The sequence below is a fragment of the Streptomyces coeruleofuscus genome (assembly GCF_039532725.1).
In the GTDB taxonomy this organism is placed as follows: Bacteria; Actinomycetota; Actinomycetes; order Streptomycetales; family Streptomycetaceae; genus Streptomyces; species Streptomyces coeruleofuscus.
On record NZ_BAAASE010000007.1, the window covers coordinates 221887 to 238465 of the forward strand.

16 protein-coding genes are annotated in these 16579 nt (G+C 72.9%); 9 read left to right on the top strand and 7 right to left on the bottom strand.

Annotated elements, in window-relative coordinates:
- The first annotated feature begins 117 nt into the window (after positions 1–117).
- Positions 118–894: a nucleotidyltransferase domain-containing protein gene (locus ABFX81_RS27290; RefSeq protein WP_428837218.1), complete on the top strand. Its 777-nt coding sequence runs from the start codon at positions 118–120 to the stop codon at positions 892–894.
- Between the two features lie 223 nt (positions 895–1117).
- Complete coding sequence (locus ABFX81_RS27295) at positions 1118–3100, top strand: FUSC family protein (RefSeq protein ID WP_346138812.1); 1983 nt, start codon at positions 1118–1120, stop codon at positions 3098–3100.
- On the opposite strand, the gene ABFX81_RS27300 is transcribed toward ABFX81_RS27295, so the two are convergent.
- Positions 3068–3655: a methyltransferase domain-containing protein gene (locus ABFX81_RS27300; RefSeq protein ID WP_086847339.1), complete on the bottom strand. Its 588-nt coding sequence runs from the start codon at positions 3653–3655 to the stop codon at positions 3068–3070. The two genes, ABFX81_RS27295 and ABFX81_RS27300, sit on opposite strands and share 33 nt — an antisense overlap.
- Entirely contained in the window at positions 3634–4584 is a 951-nt protein-coding gene (locus ABFX81_RS27305; RefSeq protein ID WP_086847341.1) for an endonuclease/exonuclease/phosphatase family protein, read from the bottom strand. The genes ABFX81_RS27300 and ABFX81_RS27305 overlap by 22 nt, the downstream gene beginning before the upstream one ends.
- Before the next feature lie 134 nt (positions 4585–4718).
- Between ABFX81_RS27305 and ABFX81_RS27310 the strand changes: the two genes are divergently transcribed.
- The 3 genes from ABFX81_RS27310 to ABFX81_RS27320 all read left to right on the top strand — a co-directional run bounded on the left by ABFX81_RS27310 (position 4719) and on the right by ABFX81_RS27320 (position 7250).
- A complete protein-coding gene (locus tag ABFX81_RS27310) occupies positions 4719–6083 on the top strand; it encodes an amidohydrolase family protein (protein WP_086847343.1) in 1365 nt (454 codons plus the stop codon).
- A 139-nt stretch (positions 6084–6222) separates the two neighbouring features.
- Complete coding sequence (locus tag ABFX81_RS27315; RefSeq protein ID WP_086847346.1) at positions 6223–6912, top strand: DUF899 family protein; 690 nt, start codon at positions 6223–6225, stop codon at positions 6910–6912.
- 155 nt (positions 6913–7067) lie between these two features.
- The gene (locus ABFX81_RS27320) at positions 7068–7250 is read left to right on the top strand and encodes a hypothetical protein (protein ID WP_086847348.1); all 183 of its coding nucleotides are present in this window, start codon (positions 7068–7070) and stop codon (positions 7248–7250) included.
- 24 nt (positions 7251–7274) lie between these two features.
- Here the strand turns inward: ABFX81_RS27320 and ABFX81_RS27325 are convergent, their stop codons facing one another.
- From ABFX81_RS27325 to ABFX81_RS27335, 3 genes are all read right to left on the bottom strand, one after another.
- A complete protein-coding gene (locus ABFX81_RS27325) occupies positions 7275–9248 on the bottom strand; it encodes an ABC transporter ATP-binding protein (protein ID WP_086847350.1) in 1974 nt (657 codons plus the stop codon).
- A gap of 382 nt (positions 9249–9630) precedes the next feature.
- A complete protein-coding gene (locus ABFX81_RS27330) occupies positions 9631–10065 on the bottom strand; it encodes a hypothetical protein (protein ID WP_086847352.1) in 435 nt (144 codons plus the stop codon).
- Entirely contained in the window at positions 10062–10721 is a 660-nt protein-coding gene (locus tag ABFX81_RS27335) for an ATP-binding protein (protein WP_346138813.1), read from the bottom strand. Before ABFX81_RS27335 ends, ABFX81_RS27330 begins: the two co-directional genes overlap by 4 nt.
- A 245-nt stretch (positions 10722–10966) precedes the next feature.
- On the opposite strand from ABFX81_RS27335, the gene ABFX81_RS27340 reads away from it, so the two are divergent.
- From ABFX81_RS27340 to ABFX81_RS27350, 3 genes are all read left to right on the top strand, one after another.
- Complete coding sequence (locus ABFX81_RS27340; protein ID WP_086847356.1) at positions 10967–11827, top strand: Scr1 family TA system antitoxin-like transcriptional regulator; 861 nt, start codon at positions 10967–10969, stop codon at positions 11825–11827.
- Entirely contained in the window at positions 11828–12082 is a 255-nt protein-coding gene (locus ABFX81_RS27345; protein ID WP_086847358.1) for a DUF397 domain-containing protein, read from the top strand.
- A 98-nt stretch (positions 12083–12180) separates the two neighbouring features.
- The gene (locus ABFX81_RS27350; protein ID WP_086847360.1) at positions 12181–12993 is read left to right on the top strand and encodes an SAM-dependent methyltransferase; all 813 of its coding nucleotides are present in this window, start codon (positions 12181–12183) and stop codon (positions 12991–12993) included.
- Positions 12994–13015: 22 nt separating this feature from the next.
- On the opposite strand, the gene pdxR is transcribed toward ABFX81_RS27350, so the two are convergent.
- Entirely contained in the window at positions 13016–14461 is a 1446-nt protein-coding gene (gene pdxR / locus ABFX81_RS27355) for a MocR-like pyridoxine biosynthesis transcription factor PdxR (protein WP_086847362.1), read from the bottom strand.
- Positions 14462–14541: 80 nt separating this feature from the next.
- Here pdxR and ABFX81_RS27360 point away from each other — a divergent pair, with 80 nt between their 5' ends.
- A complete protein-coding gene (locus ABFX81_RS27360) occupies positions 14542–15027 on the top strand; it encodes a carboxymuconolactone decarboxylase family protein (protein WP_086847379.1) in 486 nt (161 codons plus the stop codon).
- Positions 15028–15050: 23 nt separating this feature from the next.
- Here the strand turns inward: ABFX81_RS27360 and ABFX81_RS27365 are convergent, their stop codons facing one another.
- Positions 15051–16541 carry a glutamate synthase small subunit gene (locus tag ABFX81_RS27365; protein WP_086847364.1) on the bottom strand — a complete coding sequence of 497 codons (1491 nt, stop codon included), beginning with the start codon at positions 16539–16541 and terminating at the stop codon, positions 15051–15053.
- Positions 16542–16579 lie beyond the last annotated feature (38 nt).

Here is a 16579-nt window from a genome sequence, read left to right on the forward strand (position 1 = left end):
CCACCGATCATGCGAGGCCTGGTCCGCGGACGCACCCGTTTTTCGTTTCACTCCGGCAGAGCCGTCCCCCTACGCTTCGCCAGACCCCCCTCACCTGCCCGCCGAGGAGCCGTGCCCGTGCCCACCCTCCCGGACCAGACCTTCCTTGACACGACCGCCGACCGCCTCGCCGCCCTCCCCGCCGTCCGGGCCGTCACCTTGGGCGGCTCCCGCGCCCAGGGCACCGAACGCCCGGACAGCGACTGGGACCTGGCGATCTACTACCGGGGCGGATTCGACCCGGACGACCTCCGTGCGGTCGGCTGGGAAGGAGAGGTCTCCGAGCTCGGCGCGTGGGGCGGCGGCGTCTTCAACGGCGGCGCCTGGCTGACCGTCGACGGCCGGCGCGTGGACGTGCACTACCGCGATCTCGACGTCGTCGAACACGAGGTGGCGGAAGCGGAGCAGGGCCGCTTCCGGGTCGAGCCGCTGATGTTCCACCTGGCGGGCATCCCGACCTACTTGCTCGCCGCCGAACTCGCGATCAACAAGGTGCTGCGGGGCGAACTGCCGCGCCCCGCGGCCTACCCGCCGGCCCTGCGCGAGACCGCCCCGGCCCACTGGCACGGCATGGCCGCGGCCACCCTCGCCTACGCGAAGGCGGGCCACGCGCCCAGGGGGGCGGTCACCCAGGCCGCGGGCGCGATCGCCCTCGCCGTGACGCAGACGGCGCATGCGGTGCTGGCGGCGCGGGGGGAGTGGGTCACGAACGAGAAGGGCCTCGTCGCACGGGCGGGCCTGCGTGACGTGGACGCGCTCCTGGGCACCTTCACCCGCGCTCCGGACGAACTCGCGCAGAGGATCACCGACGTGGAGACCCTCCTGAACCGGGCCGTGGAGGCGGCGCGGACCTGACCGGATACAGCCGTCGCCGACTGCGTTCATAGAGCGAGCGCGTTCATAGAGCGATCGCGTTCCCAGAGCGATTGCGTTCATAAAGAACCCGGCTTTCCCGGACTCCGTCACGTTCCGGCAACCTTCCTTCCAGGAACCCGGCCTACTGTGGGCACCCAGACCCCCGCCCGGCCACCGTCGCCCGAAGGCCCACCCCTGCCCTCGACAAGTCGACAGGAGCCCTGTGTCCCGGTCCCGCCGTGTCCTTCTCAAGCTGCCGCCCTGGCTCGCGCACGCCCTGCGCGCCCAGCGGGGTCCGGTGCCCTGGAGCGCGGTGACGCGGGGGGCTCTGTCCGCGGGGCCGCTGCTGCTGGTGGCCGTGCAGGTCGGGCGTACCTCGCTCGGGGTCGTCGCCGCCATCGCCGCCATGCTCGCCGGGATCAACGACCGGCCGGGGAGCAGGCGGGTCTCGGTCAAGCGGATCGGGGTGCCCGCGCTGGGCGGTGCCCTGGGCCTGGTGGCCGGGACGTACGCCGGGCAGCAGACCGGCGCGGTCGTGCTGACCGTGATCCTCACCCTCGTCGGGCTCGTCGCCGGCAGCATCAGCGCGATCGGGCCCGTCGCGTCCGCCGTCGGGACACAGTTGCTCGTCGCCTCGGCGATCGGGGCCGGGATGCCCCTGCCGGAGCCGGGCTGGGAGCGTGCGCTCGCCTACGTCGCGGGCGCCGGGTGGCTGCTCGTGCTCCGGCTCGTGCTGCCCACGCCCGGCTCCCTCGCCGGGGACTTCCGGTTCGACGGGGAGCGGAAGGCCGTCGCCGGCGTGTACGACGCCGTCGCCGAGCTGCTCGACGCCGTCGGCGGGCCCGAGGCCATGCGTCGCCGGGCCGCGCTCACCGCCGCCCTCGACCACGCGCAGGACGCCCTCGCCGGGCCCCGGCTGCGGCGGTACGCCTCCTCCTCCGCCGAGCGGCGGCTGCACGCGCAGTACGCCGCAGCCCTGCCCCTCGCCGAGGCCGCCACCGCGCTGGCGTGGGCCGGAGAGGCCGTCGCCGAGCGGGCCTCCGAAGGACCCCGGCGGCTGGCCGCCGCCGTACGAGGCAACAACCACACCGGACCGCTGCCCGCGCCCTCCCGCTCGGCACCCGCGCTGCGCGCCCTCGACGACGCCCTCCTGCACGCCGCCGAGGTGTTCGACCAGGGCAGGGGCGGCGATCTGCACACCCGGCCCCGTACGCCGAGGGACCGGCTGCGCGCCGCCTTCGGCAGCGCCGGACGCGAGTACGGACTGCGTGTCGCCCTCTGCTTCGGGGCCAGTTCGGCGGCCGCCCAGGCCCTGCACCAGGGCCAGTGGTACGGGCAGCACGAGCACTGGTACTGGCTGCCGGCCACCGCCGTCTTCCTCGTCAAGCCCGACCTGGGGCCGCTGGCCTCGCGGGTACTGAACCGGGCCGCCGGGACCGTGCTCGGCGCGGTCCTCTTCGCCGGATTCGCCGTCGTCCTGCCCCGGCCGGAAGGGCTCGTCGCGCTCGTCGCCCTCAGCGGAGCGCTCATCCCCGTCGCCACCCGGCACTTCGCCGCCCAGACGGCCGTCGTCACCGTCCTCGTCCTCGCCCTGGTCATGGTCGGCGGCGAGCCGCAGGCCTCCATGGGGCGGATCGGCGAGACGCTGTTGGCCTGCGCGATCGTGCTGATCGTCGGGCACCTGCCGATGCCGGGGCAGCGGGGCGGGGGAGTGCGCGCCCGGCTCGCGGCGGCGAACGAGGCCGCGTACGCCTACCTCACCCATGTCCTCGACGAGGCCGACACCCCGCGCATCGGCACCTCCGGCACGCCCTCCGAGCGCCGCGCCGCAGCTTCTGAGCGTCGCGGCACGCCTACCGGCCACCGCGCCACCGCCTCCGAGCGCCGCGTCATCCCCTCCGACGACCGCGCCACCCGCTGGACCCTGCGCCGCGAGGCCTACCGGACCCTCGCCGAGGCCCGAACGGCCATCTCCCTGTCCGCGCACGAACTGCCCGCCCTCGCCCGGCACACCGAGGGCGCGGACGAGGTGGCCGACCTCCTCGAACGCCTCGTCGACACCACCACCGCCTGCGCCGTCCACCTCGACGACACGGGACGGATCGGCCCCGAGCACACCGAGCGCCTCACCGCCCTCCTCGACGAACTCGCCGGACCGGTGGAGCGCGTGGGGCTACGACCTCACCGGACGACCCTCGCCGGATAGCCGCCCCGGCACCACCGCCCTGCCCAACACCCCCACGAGGGCGGCGCCCCGCGCGGTCGCCGCCCGGCGCACCTCGGTCGCGAACCCGTGCCCCGCGACCGCCGGTCCCACCTTCGCGGCGATCTCCCCGGCCCGCTTCCCGTCCGGCGGTGCCCAGCACAGGCACAGCAGGCCTCCCGGGGCCAGCCAGCGCCTCAGCGCGGCCAGTTCCCGGTCCGCCGGGCGGGTCCAGAAGAGGTTCACATCGACCGCCAGGATCCTGTCGAAGGAACCGGTGGCGAAGTCGGCGTCCTCCAGCGACACGGTGTGGAAGGAGGCCCTCCCGGTGGCGAGCGCGTCGCTGTTGCGGCGGCGTGCCGCCTCGACGGCCTTGGCGGAGCGGTCGAGGCCGGTGACGGTGCCCGTGACGAGGCGGTCGCGGACCAGCGCGACGGCGACCCCCCGGCCGCAGCCGATCTCCAGCACCCGGTCGTCGGGTGCCGGGTCGAGGATCCGCACCGCCCAGGTCAGGCGCTCGGGGACGTCGATGGTGCTCAGCCCCCGATCCGCACCCACACCGGCGCGTGGTCCGACCCGGGCGCGCCCCGTCGCTCCGCCGGGTCGGGGCCGACCGACGGCAGACCGGGCGGCCCCTCGCCGGGCAGGCCCGTGCCCGCCGCCGTCACCCGGTGCACCAGACGGTGGCTCAGCAGCACATGGTCGATCAGCTCGCGCCGCCCGGAGTTCACGCGGGAGTAGCGCTGTCCGGGCGGGATGAGCGGGGCCACGTCCCACAACCGGGTCGCGTCACCCTTGTCGGCCTTCTCGTACCCCGGCGTGCCGATCTGCGAGCCGGGCGGGCCGAGCAGGATCTGTGTGGTCGCGGCCTGCACCTCGTCGTTGAGGTCGCCCAGTACGGCCACGTCCCTGCCCTGCCCGTCGCCGTCCAGGAGTTCGTCCGCGAGGGCGCGCAGGGCCGTCGCCTCGGCGGCCCGCCGGTACAGGGCGTAGGCGCCGTACCGGGCCCGTTCGCCCTCGTCGCGCGGCTGGAACCGGCCGTTCGGGTACGACAGCAGCTTCGACTTCAGGTGGCAGACGGCCACCCGCAGCGGCCCGCCCCCGGCCTCCACGACCTCCACGGCAAGGAAGCCCCGCCCCGCCCTCGTCACCCCCGAGTCGTCCACCTGCACGGGACGCAGCTCCGCCGGGAACGCCGTCGTGTCGGCCAGCACCGTCACGCCCGTACGGCTCAGGAACCCGACCCGTATGCCCCGGCTGTCCGCATGCTCGGACAGGGCGAGTTGCCAGTCGTCGTCGAGCATTCCCGCCAAGTCCTTCAGGGCTTCGGGGTCCCCGACCTCCTGCACGCCGAGCAGCGTCGGGTCGAGTTCCGTGATCACGGCGGCGAGCGCGGCGAGCTTCGCCTCGTACGCGGCCTCGTCCTCGGGGCCGTACGGGCCGCCGGGCCGGTAGAGGTTCTCCAGGTTCCAGGTGCCGAGGAGCATGCCGGGCTCCCTTCAGAAGCCGACAGGCGGGGTGGTGGGACCAGGGTGCTCCCCCGGCCCGTCCCGCGACAGAGCCGCGACGGGATGTGCGGTTCGGCCCATGCCGCCCTACGACCTCGTCGTACGTTGGCGCGATGACGCCTTCTGCCGCGGACAGTCCCGCCGACCTCATCATCAGCGCATGTACCGTCCTCGTGCACGACGATCAAGAGCGCATCGGGTTCGAGGAGGACGCCGCGATCGTCGTACGCAACGGCGTCGTCGAGGCGGTGACGACCACCGCGGGGGTCGCGGACCTGCCCGCCGCCGAGCGCCTCGACGCCCGGGGCCAGGTCGCCCTGCCCGGTCTGATCAACTGTCACACGCACGCGCCGATGGTCGCGCTGCGCGGCCTCGCCGAGGACCTGCCCACGCAGGAGTGGTTCAACGACGTGGTCTGGCCCGTGGAGTCCAACCTCACGGAGAAGGACGTCGAGCTGGGGGCGCGGCTCGCCTGCGCCGAGATGATCCGCGCGGGCGTCACCTGCTTCGCCGACCACTACTTCGCCATGGACGCGGTGGCGCGAGTGGTCGCGGACTGCGGCATGCGGGCGCTGCTGGGGGAGGCCTACTTCTCCTCCCAGGGTCCCGAAGGCCGGGAGCGGTCACTGGAGTTCGCGCTCCGGCACCGCGGGGCGGCCGACGGCCGGATCACCACCGCGCTGGCGCCCCACGCCCCCTACACGGTCGACGATACCGACCTCGCCGCCACAGCCGGGCTCGCCCGCGCACACGGCCTGCCCGTGCACCTCCACGCCGCCGAGAACCGCGACCAGACCGAGACCAGCCTGGCCCGCCACGGCGAGACCCCGATCGAGGTCCTGGAACGCACCGGCATCCTCCACACGGACCTGCTCCTCGCCCACGGCACCGGCATCGTCGACAGCGACCTCTCCTTGCTGGAGCGGTCGGACGGTCGTACGGCCGTCGCCACCGCGCCCCGCGGCTACCTCAAGTTCGCCTGGCCCGACACCACACCGGTCCGCGCCCTGCGCGACATCGGCGTCGACGTCGGACTCGCCACCGACGGCGCCGCCTCCAACAACTCCCTCGACGTGTGGGAGTCGATGGCCCTCACCTCCCTGGTCCAGAAGTCCTCCGAGGGCGACCCGCGCTGGCTGACCTCCCGCCAGGCCCTGCACCACGCCACCCTCCAGAGCGCCCGTGCCGTGGGCCTGGGGGACAGCGTCGGCAGCATCGCGCCGGGGCGGCGGGCGGACATCGTCCTGGTCGACCTCACCGGACCGCACACCCAGCCCGTCCACGACCTCGCCGCCACCCTCGTGCACAGCGCCCGCTCCGCCGACGTCCGCACCACGATCGTCGACGGACGGATCCTGATGCGCGACCGGACGCTGCTGACGATCGACGTGCCGGCGGTGGTACGGGAACTGGAGGAGCGCCTGCCCGCCCTCGTCGACCGCAGCCACGGCCGGCGCGTCCAGGACTACGACGCCTGACCTTCCGGAAGAACCCGCGGAATCGCTTCCCTCCGGATTCCTTCCAGGCTTTCCTCCGGAATTCCTTCCAGGGCAGCGATGAGTTCCGTCCCTCCCGCCGGTCACCACCCACGGACGGACCGTTGCCACAGGAGGGCCCATGTCGCTTCCGGAGATCGTCTCGCGCGGGCAGTGGCGCGCGGCGCGCGCGGAACTGCTGGTCAAGGAGAAGGCCGCCACCCGCGCGCGGGACGCGCTCAACGCCGAGCGGCGCGGACTGCCCATGGTGGAGGTCGACGAGGAGTACGTGTTCGAGGGCGGGGACGGCAAGGCGACCCTGCTCGACCTGTTCGAGGGCCGGCACCAGCTCGTCGTCTACCACTTCATGTTCGCGCCCGAGTGGGACGCCGGCTGCCCCAGCTGCTCCGGGTTCCTGGACCAAATAGGGCATCTCGCCCATCTCGCGGCCCGCGGCACGTCGTTCGCGGCCGTGTCCCGGGCGCCGTACCCGAAGATCCTGCCGTTCAAAGCACGGATGGGCTGGACCGTGCCCTGGTACTCGTCGTACGGCGGCGACTTCAACCACGACTTCGAGGTGACCCTCGAACACGAAGGCGAGCTCGTCGAGCGCCCCGGCCTCAGCTGCTTCCTGCGGGACCGTGACCGGGTCTTCCACACCTACTCGACGTACGAGCGCGGCCTGGACGGCCTCGGCTCGACCACCAGCCTGCTGGACCTCACCGCACTGGGCCGCCAGGAGGAGTGGGAGGAGCCCAAGGGGCGCGCGTCGGCCCTTGGGGCAGCTGCGGGAAGTGAGCGCATCCGGTATCACGACGAGTACGACGACTGATACGGAAAGTGAAAAGATAGGCCAGAGGGCTGAGAGGTTTGTCACACTCGGTGGTGAACGAGTGTCAACTACGTCTCAGAACCGTCACTTAGCGAGCCGTTCACCCCATGGTTGGCGTTTAACTCTACGAGTACAGCGCGACATGGAGGTGCAGGGTGAACGGGCGAACGGTGCTCGAGAGCTTTCCCGCCGGTGGGCCGCGTGGCTCCTGGCCGGCGGAGGAGTTCGCGCAGGCGCGGCGTCTGGAGGGCCTGCCTGCCGAGGTCGTCATGGACCTCGCCACGGACATGTTCCTGGTGATCGTGCGCAGCGGGGACGGTGCCGACGCCGTGGCCTGACGCGTGCCCCGAGGGGGGCCCGGCTCAGCCCGCCTTGGGCGACGGCACCTTCGGAACCGGCTGAACCGGCTGGACCGTGGTGGGTGACTTGGCGAACTGCTCCGCCTGGAGGGTGTACAGCTCGGCGTAGAGACCGCCGGTCGCCAGCAGCTCCTCCGGAGTCCCGGACTCCACAAGCCGGCCCTGGTCCAGGACGTGCACCAGATCCGCGTGGCGTACGGACGCCAGCCGGTGCGTGATCAGTACCACCGTCTGGCCGCTGTCGGCCAGGGCGCGGATCCGCTCGAAGACCTCCAGCTCGGCCCGGGCGTCCAGGGCCGCAGTCGGCTCGTCCACGATCAGGATGCGGCCCCTGCGGTAGGCCGCCCGGGCGATGCCCAGCCGCTGCCACTGGCCGCCCGACAGTTCGTGCCCGCCGCTGAAGTTGCGGGCGAGCAGCGTGTCCAGCCCGCGCGGCAGGTCCGCGATCACCGGCTCGGCCCCGGCCTCGGCGATCGACTCGGCCAGCCGTTGTTCGCACACCGGCGCCGACGTGCGCCCCAGGGCGACGTTCACCCGGGCCGTGAAAGGCCACCGCTTGAAGTCCTGCGCCACCATCGCGATCCGCTCTGCCAGCCGGTGCCGGTCGGCGGTCGCCGCGTCCACGCCGTCCCACAGGATCCGCCCCTTCTCCGGCGTGTAGAGCCCGGCGAGCAGCTTCACCAGGGTCGTCTTGCCGGAGCCGTTCTCGCCGACCAGTGCCACGATCCGGCCCAGCGGAAGGGTGAGCGACACGTCGTCGAGGGCCGGGCGGGCGGAGTCGCCCGGGTAACGGAACGTGACGTTCTCGAAGCGGATCTCGTGCGGGTTCTCCGGCAGCGGCCGGCCGCCCACCGGGATGGCCCGCTGTGCCGCCTCCGTGTACAGCCGTTGCAGGTCGCCGACGAAGAGGGCCTCCTCGTGCAGCGCGTTGACCTCCACGACGAGCGTGTCGAGGCTCTGCGAGCCGGTCCGGATCGCGATCACGGCCGTACCCGCCACCGACAGGGCCATCGCCCCCGCCAGCAGCAGCCCGCCGAGCGTCGCGTACGTCGCCACCGTCGCCAGGCCCGTCCACGCCGCCGCGATCAGGCCGGTACGGGCGGCCAGCCGGGCCAGCCGGGCCTGCTCGGCCTCCGCCGTCTCCGACATCGCGCGGAAGTGCCGCAGCAGGAACGCGCCCACCCCGTGCACCCGGATCTCGGGGGCCGCCTCGGGCTCGATCAGCAGATTGCCGATCAGCCGGCCGGCACGGGCGTGCTGCACCCAGGCGTGGAAGGACTCGTAGCGCCGCCGGGCCACGGTCAGCGCGCTCCAGGCGCTCGGCAGCGTCATCGTCACCAGCAGCGGCAGGAGCGCCGGGTGCAGCACGGTCAGGACACCGGCCGCCGCCACCAGCGAGATCATCGCGTTGATCACGCGTGTCCCGTACATGATCATCCGGCGTGCGGAGGCGGCCCCGTACTGCGCGGTGTCCAGCAGCTTGTGGAAGGCGTGGTCCTCGATCGCGGCCAGTTCGACGGCCGCGGCCCGCTCCAGGTACTGCTCGGTCGCCACCCGCTCCACCTTGGGCTCCAGCCGTCCGGTGGCGTAGATGCTCGCGGCCCGCAGCAGCGCCGCGAGCAGCATCACGGCGGCCACCGTGACCAGCGCGGGGACGGCGCCGCGCAGCCGGTCCTCGATCGGGCCGCCGCCCATCAGCCGTGCCAGCACGCTGTTGACCGCGAGCAGTGCCACCGCCTGCGCCACGCCCCGGCCCGCCTCGGCGGCCAGCACGACCCGCGCGGCGCCCCGGTCGGCCTGCCGGGCGAGCCGGAGGCTGGACGCCAGCAGGGACGGCAGCCGGCTGATCATGGCGCGGAAGTTCAGTTCCAGGAACGCGTCGGCGTGCTGGTTCCAGCCCATGTCGTAGCGCAGCGGTCCGCCGAAGAGCAGCCGCTCCGACTCGGACACCTCCGGCGCGGTCCGCTTCTTCGCCACCGTCGACCGACCTCCCCCGTCATGCCCCGCTCGTGGACGAACGGTCACTATGGCGGGGGCGGAGCCCGCCCGGGCAGGGCGCAGCCCGGGGCGCCGGAGGCGCGCGGGCGCACGACCCGACCAGGGGAGGCGTGGGACGGCGCGGAGTCGCAAGGGTGGTGCGAATGTCCAGGCCGGGCCGTGTCCGGCGGGGTGGTGCGTGTGCCCCGGGCGAGCCGTGTCCGGCGGGGAGGTGCGTATCCGCCGGCCGTTGTGTTCGGCGGGGTGGTGCGTATGCGCCGGCCGTTGTGTTCGGCGGGGTGGTGCGTATGCGCCGGCCGTTGTGTTCGGCGGGGTGGTGCGTATGCGCCGGCCGAGCCGTGTCCGGCGAGCTCGCCGGACCTTACGCGCTGACCGGCCGCGACCAGGCCGGAGCGGTCCCCGTCACGCGGCACAGGGCGAGATACAGCGGTATCGGCGGGGTGTACGGCAGCCGGCCGTCCGGGCGGTGGATCAGGTCGGGGAGCTCGGGGGTGTCCGGGACGACCGCGCCGGTGGCGTAGTGCGCCGGGGCGGGCCACTCCAGGGCGTGGTCGGAGTCGGACGGCACCAGCCACCACCAGTGCGTCTCGTCGGCGTAGACGCAGCCCACGCGGGGCAGCCGGGGCATGACCAGCGGGCCGAAACGGGCGGGCACGGCGACCGCGTCGCAGCCGAGCGGGGCGGTCATGCCGTCGGGGACCGGCAGCCGCAGCGTCGGCCCCGTCGTCCCCAGGCCGCGCCGGAGGCGGGTCAGGGTGTCCAGGTTCAGGACGCGGCCACCGCGCCCGGGACTCATGCAGGCCCCCGCTGTCGGCGGCGCTCCTGCGGGGGAACCTCCTGGGCGCCCTTCGTGTGGGCCCGGTCTGCTCCGTCCCCGTCGCCCGGGTCGTCGGACGGTCCCGGCTTCGGACGGGCGCCCCAGCCCAGGTCGCTCCGGGGCTCCGCCGCCTCGCCCGGGGTGTCCGCCGTGCGCGGCAGCTCGGCCCAGACCAGCAGCCCGGGGCCGTGCTCATGGGCACCCCAGGCGTCGCAGAGGGCGTCGACGAGAAGCAGTCCCCTCCCGTGCTCCTCCTCGGGCCGGGTGCGGCTGGCCGCGTGGGGCTGGCCCGGGGCGCAGCCCTCGTCACGCACGGCTATCCGCACCAGGTCGTCGCCGTCGTGCAGCTCGCACACTATGTGCGTGCTCGCCGTGTGCACGATGGCGTTGGTGACCAGCTCGGAAACCACCAGGGCCGCGCTGTCGCAGGTGTCCTCGCACACCGACCAGCCGGTCAGCCGGGCCCGCGTCAGGCGTCTGGCCTGTGCGGGAGAACCCGGATGTGCGGCCAGCTCGAAACGGAACCGGCGCTCGGCAGCGGCCCCGACGGGGCTTGCTTCCGAGGTGGCACCCAGGCCGAGGGGGCCTGCGGCGGCGTCTGTTCCTAAGGGCGCGGACGGAATCACGCTTGCCACTATCGCCCCGCCGTGAACACTTGGCAAGTGTCACTCTGAAAATTGCAGAGTGCCGTGTGACGGTCTGGAAGGCCGTGGCACACTGCTCGCAACAGCACCTCGCGCGGCGCCAGTTGAGATCGTCGAAGATCTGTTCGGAACGTGAGTTCGGATACCCAGCTCTTCAAAAGGTCTTCGAATGGCGCCGCCGGGCTGTCAGCGTTCTTTTGTGGCCGGCTCGTCAGAACTCTTCGTGGAGGTGGAGCGTGAGCGAACCGCGGTCCGCGCCGACGGTGGGCCAGGTCGTGCTCGGCCGGCGCCTGCTGGACCTGCGGGAACGCGCCGGGATGAAGCGCGAGGAGGCCGCCCGCATCCTCCGCGTCGCCCCCGCCACGGTCCGCCGCATGGAGATGGCCGAGGTCGCGCTCAAAATCCCGTATCTGCAACTGCTCCTGAAGGCCTACGGGATCTCCGACGAGGAGGCCGACGCCTTCGTCCTGCTGGCCGAGGAAGCGAACAAGCCCGGCTGGTGGCAGCGTTTCCACGACATCCTGCCCGGCTGGTTCTCGATGTACGTGAGCCTGGAGGGCGCGGCCGCAGTCATCCGCAGCTACGAACCGCATTTCGTCCCCGGGCTGTTGCAGACCGAGGACTACGCGCGCGGAGTGCTCCGGTCGGGCGCCATCGGCCAGACCCGGCCCGACGACATCGAGGGCCATGTCGCCCTGCGAATGCAGCGCCAGGAACTGCTCACCCGTGAGGACGCGCCCCGGCTGTGGGTCGTGATGGACGAGACCGTGCTGCGGCGCCCCGTCGGCGGCCCGGAGGTGATGCGTGCCCAGATCGACAGGCTGCTCGAGGCCACGAAGCTGCCCAACGTGACGTTGCAGGTCGCCCCGTTCGCCAGTGGGCCGCACCCGGGCACGTACGGGCCGTTCGTGCTGTTCCGATTTGCCATGCCCGAACTGCCGGACATGGTCTACAGCGAGTACCTGACCGGCGCGGTCTATCTCGACGCGCGCGCCGAGGTGGCGACCCACCTCGAGGTCATGGACCGCATGGCGGCGCAGGCCGCTACGGCACATCGCACGAAGGAGATCCTCAGGGATCTCCGCAAGGAGCTGTAAATGGATCGCATCAAGCCGCGCAAACACGTCTACAACGGCATGCCCGCGCGCGACTTGGGCAGCGAAGGCTGGCACAAGCCGTGGAGCGGCGGGAACGGCGGGAACTGCCTGGAGGCGATGAAGCTCGCCGACGGCCGGATCGCCGTGCGGCAGTCCACCGATCCGGACGGTCCGGCGCTGATCTACACCACGGACGAGATGACGGCCTTCATCGAAGGGGCGAAGGCGGGAGACGCGGACTTCCTGCTGTCCTGATGTGATCGCCCGTTCTGCTGCTCTCTGCCGCTATCTGTGGCTCAACTTCTCTACTCTGGTGCTGAATTGATCACCCCTTGCGTCTTATGGAGTGCCTCATGACCGGGCAGGACCCCACCTCGGCCGTCGCGATCGACACGAGCAGACCGCATCCGGCGCGGATGTACGACTGGTACCTCGGCGGCAAGGACAACTACCCGGTCGACGAGGAGATGGGCCGGCAGATGCTCACCCTCGACCCGAGGGTGCCGGTCATGGCGCGCGTCAACCGCGCGTTCATGCACCGGGCCACACGCTGGCTGGCGGGCAACGGCGTACGGCAGTTCCTGGACATCGGCACCGGCATCCCGACCGAGCCCAACCTCCACCAGGTCGCCCAGGAGACCGCCCCCGACGCCCGGGTCGTCTACTGCGACAACGACCCCATCGTGCTGGCCCACGCGGCGGCCCTGCTGCGCGGGACGGACGAGGGTGCGACCGAGTACCTCCAGGCCGATGTGCGCGACCCGGACGCCATCCTGGAGGGCGCGAGGAAGGTCCTGGACTTCACCCGGCCCGTCGCGCTGTCGCTCATCGCACTGCTGCACTTCGTCCCCGACGAGGACGGCGCGCACGACCTGGTCCGCCGGCTGCTCGCCGAACTGCCCTCCGGCAGCTATCTGGTCATCACCCACGCCACGGCCGACTTCACACCGGAGGAGTCCGAGGCGGCCACCGAGAAGCTCCGCGCCGCCGGTGTCACCCTGGCCCTGCGCTCCCGCGCGGAGTTCACCCGCTTCTTCGACGGCCTCGACCTCGTCGAGCCCGGCGTCGAGGTGCCCCACCGCTGGCACCCCGAACTGGGCGAGCCCGTACCCGGGCAGGACGACGGGGTGATTCCGGGATACGGGGCGGTCGCGCGCAAGCCGTAGTTCCACGCGCCTGACGGGCCGGTCACGGCGGCGGCAGTGCACGGCACAGCGCCTCCAGGGCCGGCCCGTACGCATGCTCGGAGGGAGTCGCGTATCCCACGACGAGGCCGTCGCCCGCCGCCATGTCCGTGTCCGGGTGGCGGAACGCGGCGAGGCCGTCGAGGGCGACGCCCTGCCAGACGGCGGCCTTGACCGCGGACGCCTCGGTGCCGGGCGGCAGCCGCAGCACCGCGTGCAGCCCGGCCGCGACACCGGTGGCCTCGATGTGCGGCGCGTGCTCGGCGAGCGCCGCGACGAGCCGGTCCCGGCGGCCGCGGTACCGCTGCCGCATACGCCGTACGTGACGGTCGTACGCCCCGGAGACGAAGAAGTCCGCGAGGCTGAGCTGGTCGAGGACGCTCGCCCACGCCTCCCGGTCCCCCTTGGCGGCCAGGACGGCGTCGACGTACCGCTCCGGGAGCACCATCCAGCCCAGCCGCACCGCCGGCGACAGGCTCTTGCTGACCGAGCCGATGTGGACCACGCGCTCGGGGTCGAGGCCCTGGACGGCGCCGACCGGCTTGCGGTCGTAGCGGAACTCCCCGTCGTAGTCGTCCTCCAGGACCAGCCCGCCACGCGCGCGTGCCCAGTCGATCACGGCGGCCCGGCGCGCGGCGTGCAGGGGGCCGCCGGTCGGGAACTGGTGCGCCGGCGTGAGCAGCACGGCACGCTCGCGCCCCAACCGGTCGACCCGGGCGCCGTGTTCGTCGAGGGGGAGCGGCACGGTCCGTACACCGGCCGCCGCGAGGACCTCCCGGTGGAATCCGAGCCCGTACGCCTCCACCGCCAGGGGACCGCGCAGGACGCCCCCTCCGAACAGCAGCCGCAGCGCGTGCGCGAAGCCGGAGCAGATCACGATCCTGCCCGGCTCGGTGCGCACCCCACGCGCGCGTGCCAGGTACTCCGTGAGCGCCTCCCGCAGTTCGATGCGGCCGGCCGGATCACCCGGGCCGAACACCTCGTTGGGCGCCTGCTGAAGAGCCCTCCGGTAGGAGGCCAGCCAAGCCGTGCGCGGGAACGACGACGCGTCCGGCGTGCCCTGCGTCAGATCGTGCCGGGGCCCACGCGCGCGTGGAGGCGCCTTCCGGGGCACGCGGGCGGCGGGCCGCAGCGGCTCGGCCCTCCCCCATTGCCTGAAGGGCATGGGTGGTACCCCCATCGCGACCCGGGTGCCCGAGCCCTGCCGGGCGGTGAGCCAGCCCTCTGCGACGAGTTCCGCGTAGGCGTCGGCCACCGTGTTGCGGGCGACGCCGAGATCGGCCGCGAGCGAGCGGTACGGCGGCAGCCGGGTGCCCGGAGCGAGCCGCCCGCTGCGTACGGCCTCCCGCAGGGCGCGGGTCAGCGCCGCGCGCCGGCCGCCCGGCCCGGTCAGCTCCAGATGCAGGTCGGACCCGATCCGTTCCGCGGAATTGACCCACGAAGTCGCCATGGAAATGCACCCTACAGCGGGTCTTTCCGGCTCGTAGGTTGAGGGACATGACGACGCACACGAGCACGAACTTGACGGACATGACGACGCCCACGAGCACGAACAGCACGCAGGTGAAGGCGCCCCGGCTGGAGTTCGCCAAGTCCGCCCCGAAGGCCTTCCGGGCCCTCGTCGCCTTCGACGCCGCCGCCCGCGAGGGCCTCGACCCGGCCCTCGTCGAACTGATCCAGATCCGCGCCTCGCACCTCAACCACTGCGCGTACTGCCTGCACATGCACACCAGCGACGCCCGCAAGGCCGGCGAGAGCGAGGACCGGCTGCACATGGTCGCCGTGTGGCGCGAGGCCCGGCACTTCTTCACCGAGCGCGAGCAGGCGGCGCTCGCCCTCACGGAGGCGATGACCCTCGTCGCCGACGCCGGTGTCCCGGACGAGGTCTACGCAGAGGCCGCCGGGTTGTTCGACGAGCGCGAACTGGCCCAGATCCTCGCCCTGATCTGCACGATCAACACCTGGAACCGGGTGGCGCTGTCGACGGGGAAGGTGGCGGGGACGGACGAGCGGTGATCACCCCCGGAGCGGCCGTATGCCTAGACCGCCATGGGCCGGTCGTACGGTCCGATCGGTGACGGCAGCCTCGAACTGCCCGTCAGATACCGGTCGACCGCCGCCGCCACCGCGCGCCCCTCGGCGATCGCCCAGACGATGAGCGACTGGCCCCGGGCGGCGTCCCCCGCGGCGAACACGCCGGGCACGTTCGTGGCGAAACCGGCGTCACGCGCGATCGTGCCGCGGGGCTCCAGGTCCAGCCCCAGCTGGTCCACGAGCCCGTCCTTCCGGTCGGGCCCGGAGAAGCCGAGGGCCAGCAGCACGAGGTCGGCGGGGAGCGTCCGCCCGGTGCCTTCCACCGGGCGGCGCCGCGCGTCCACCTCGACCAGGTGCAGTGACCGCACATGGCCGGCCGCGTCACCGTCGAAGCGCAGCGTGGACGCCGCGAACAGCCGCGCGTCCGCGTCGGCCACCGGGGCGGTCCGCAGGTCACGGGCCTCTTCGTGCGCGCCGGACAGCCGGTAGATCCGCACCGGATACGTCGGCCAGGGCTCGGTGTCCTCGTCGCGCTCGGTGTCCGGCAGCGCGTAGATGTCCAACTGGGTCACGGACGCGGCACCGTCCCGGACGGCCGTGCCCAGACAGTCGGCCCCGGTGTCGCCGCCGCCGACGATGACGACGTGCTTCCCGGCGGCCGACAGCGGGGACGTCTCCAGATCGCCCTCGCACACCCGGTTGGCCAGCGGGAGGTACTCCATCGCCTGGTGAATGCCCGTCAGCTCCCGCCCCGGCACGCCGAGTTCACGCCACGCGGTCGCCCCCGTGGCGAGCACCACGGCGTCGTAGCGAGTCCGCAGGTCATCGGCCTTGATGTCCCGCCCGACCGCCGTCGACGTACGGAACTTGGTCCCCTCGGCCCGCATCTGCTCCAGCCGTCGCTCCAGATGGTGCTTCTCCATCTTGAACGCGGGGATGCCGTACCGCATCAGCCCGCCGAGCCGGTCGTCCCTCTCGTACACGGCGACCGTGTGCCCCGCCCGGGTCAGCTGCTGGGCCGCGGCCAGCCCGGTGGGCCCCGAACCGATCACCGCGACCGTCTTGCCGGACAGCCGATCCGGCGGCCTCGACGGCGCGAAGCCCTCCTCCCACGCCCGGTCGGCGATCGCGCATTCGACGTTCTTGATGGTGACGGCCGGCTGGTTGATCGCCAGCACACACCCCGCCTCGCACGGCGCCGGGCACAACCGGCCGGTGAACTCCGGGAAGTTGTTGGTGGCGTGCAACCGGTCGGCGGCCGCCCGCCAGTCCTCCCTGGACACCAGGTCGTTCCACTCGGGGATGAGGTTGCCCAGCGGGCAGGCCTCGTGGCAGAAGGGGATGCCGCAGTCCATGCAGCGGTCGGCCTGCTTGCTGATGATCGGCAGCAGCGCCCCGGGGACATAGACCTCGTCCCAGTCCCGGACCCGCTCCTCGACCGGCCTGCGCGGCCACTCCTGGCGGGGGGTGGTCATGAAACCCTTGGGGTCGGCCATGGCCGTCTTCCTTGCGTGCGCGTGTGACAGGCCGTGCG

Bases quoted from the DNA above. Each gene is read 5' to 3' on its own strand.
- ABFX81_RS27360 (WP_086847379.1), top strand. From the start codon at position 14,542: ATGACGACGCCCACGAGCACGAACAGCACGCAGGTGAAGGCGCCCCGG.
- ABFX81_RS27330 (WP_086847352.1), bottom strand. From the start codon at position 10,065: ATGAGTCCCGGGCGCGGTGGCCGCGTCCTGAACCTGGACACCCTGACC.
- ABFX81_RS27345 (WP_086847358.1), top strand. From the start codon at position 11,828: ATGGATCGCATCAAGCCGCGCAAACACGTCTACAACGGCATGCCCGCG.
- pdxR (WP_086847362.1), bottom strand. From the start codon at position 14,461: ATGGCGACTTCGTGGGTCAATTCCGCGGAACGGATCGGGTCCGACCTG.
- ABFX81_RS27350 (WP_086847360.1), top strand. From the start codon at position 12,181: ATGACCGGGCAGGACCCCACCTCGGCCGTCGCGATCGACACGAGCAGA.
- ABFX81_RS27315 (WP_086847346.1), top strand. From the start codon at position 6,223: ATGTCGCTTCCGGAGATCGTCTCGCGCGGGCAGTGGCGCGCGGCGCGC.
- ABFX81_RS27310 (WP_086847343.1), top strand. From the start codon at position 4,719: ATGACGCCTTCTGCCGCGGACAGTCCCGCCGACCTCATCATCAGCGCA.
- ABFX81_RS27305 (WP_086847341.1), bottom strand. From the start codon at position 4,584: ATGCTCCTCGGCACCTGGAACCTGGAGAACCTCTACCGGCCCGGCGGC.
- ABFX81_RS27365 (WP_086847364.1), bottom strand. From the start codon at position 16,541: ATGGCCGACCCCAAGGGTTTCATGACCACCCCCCGCCAGGAGTGGCCG.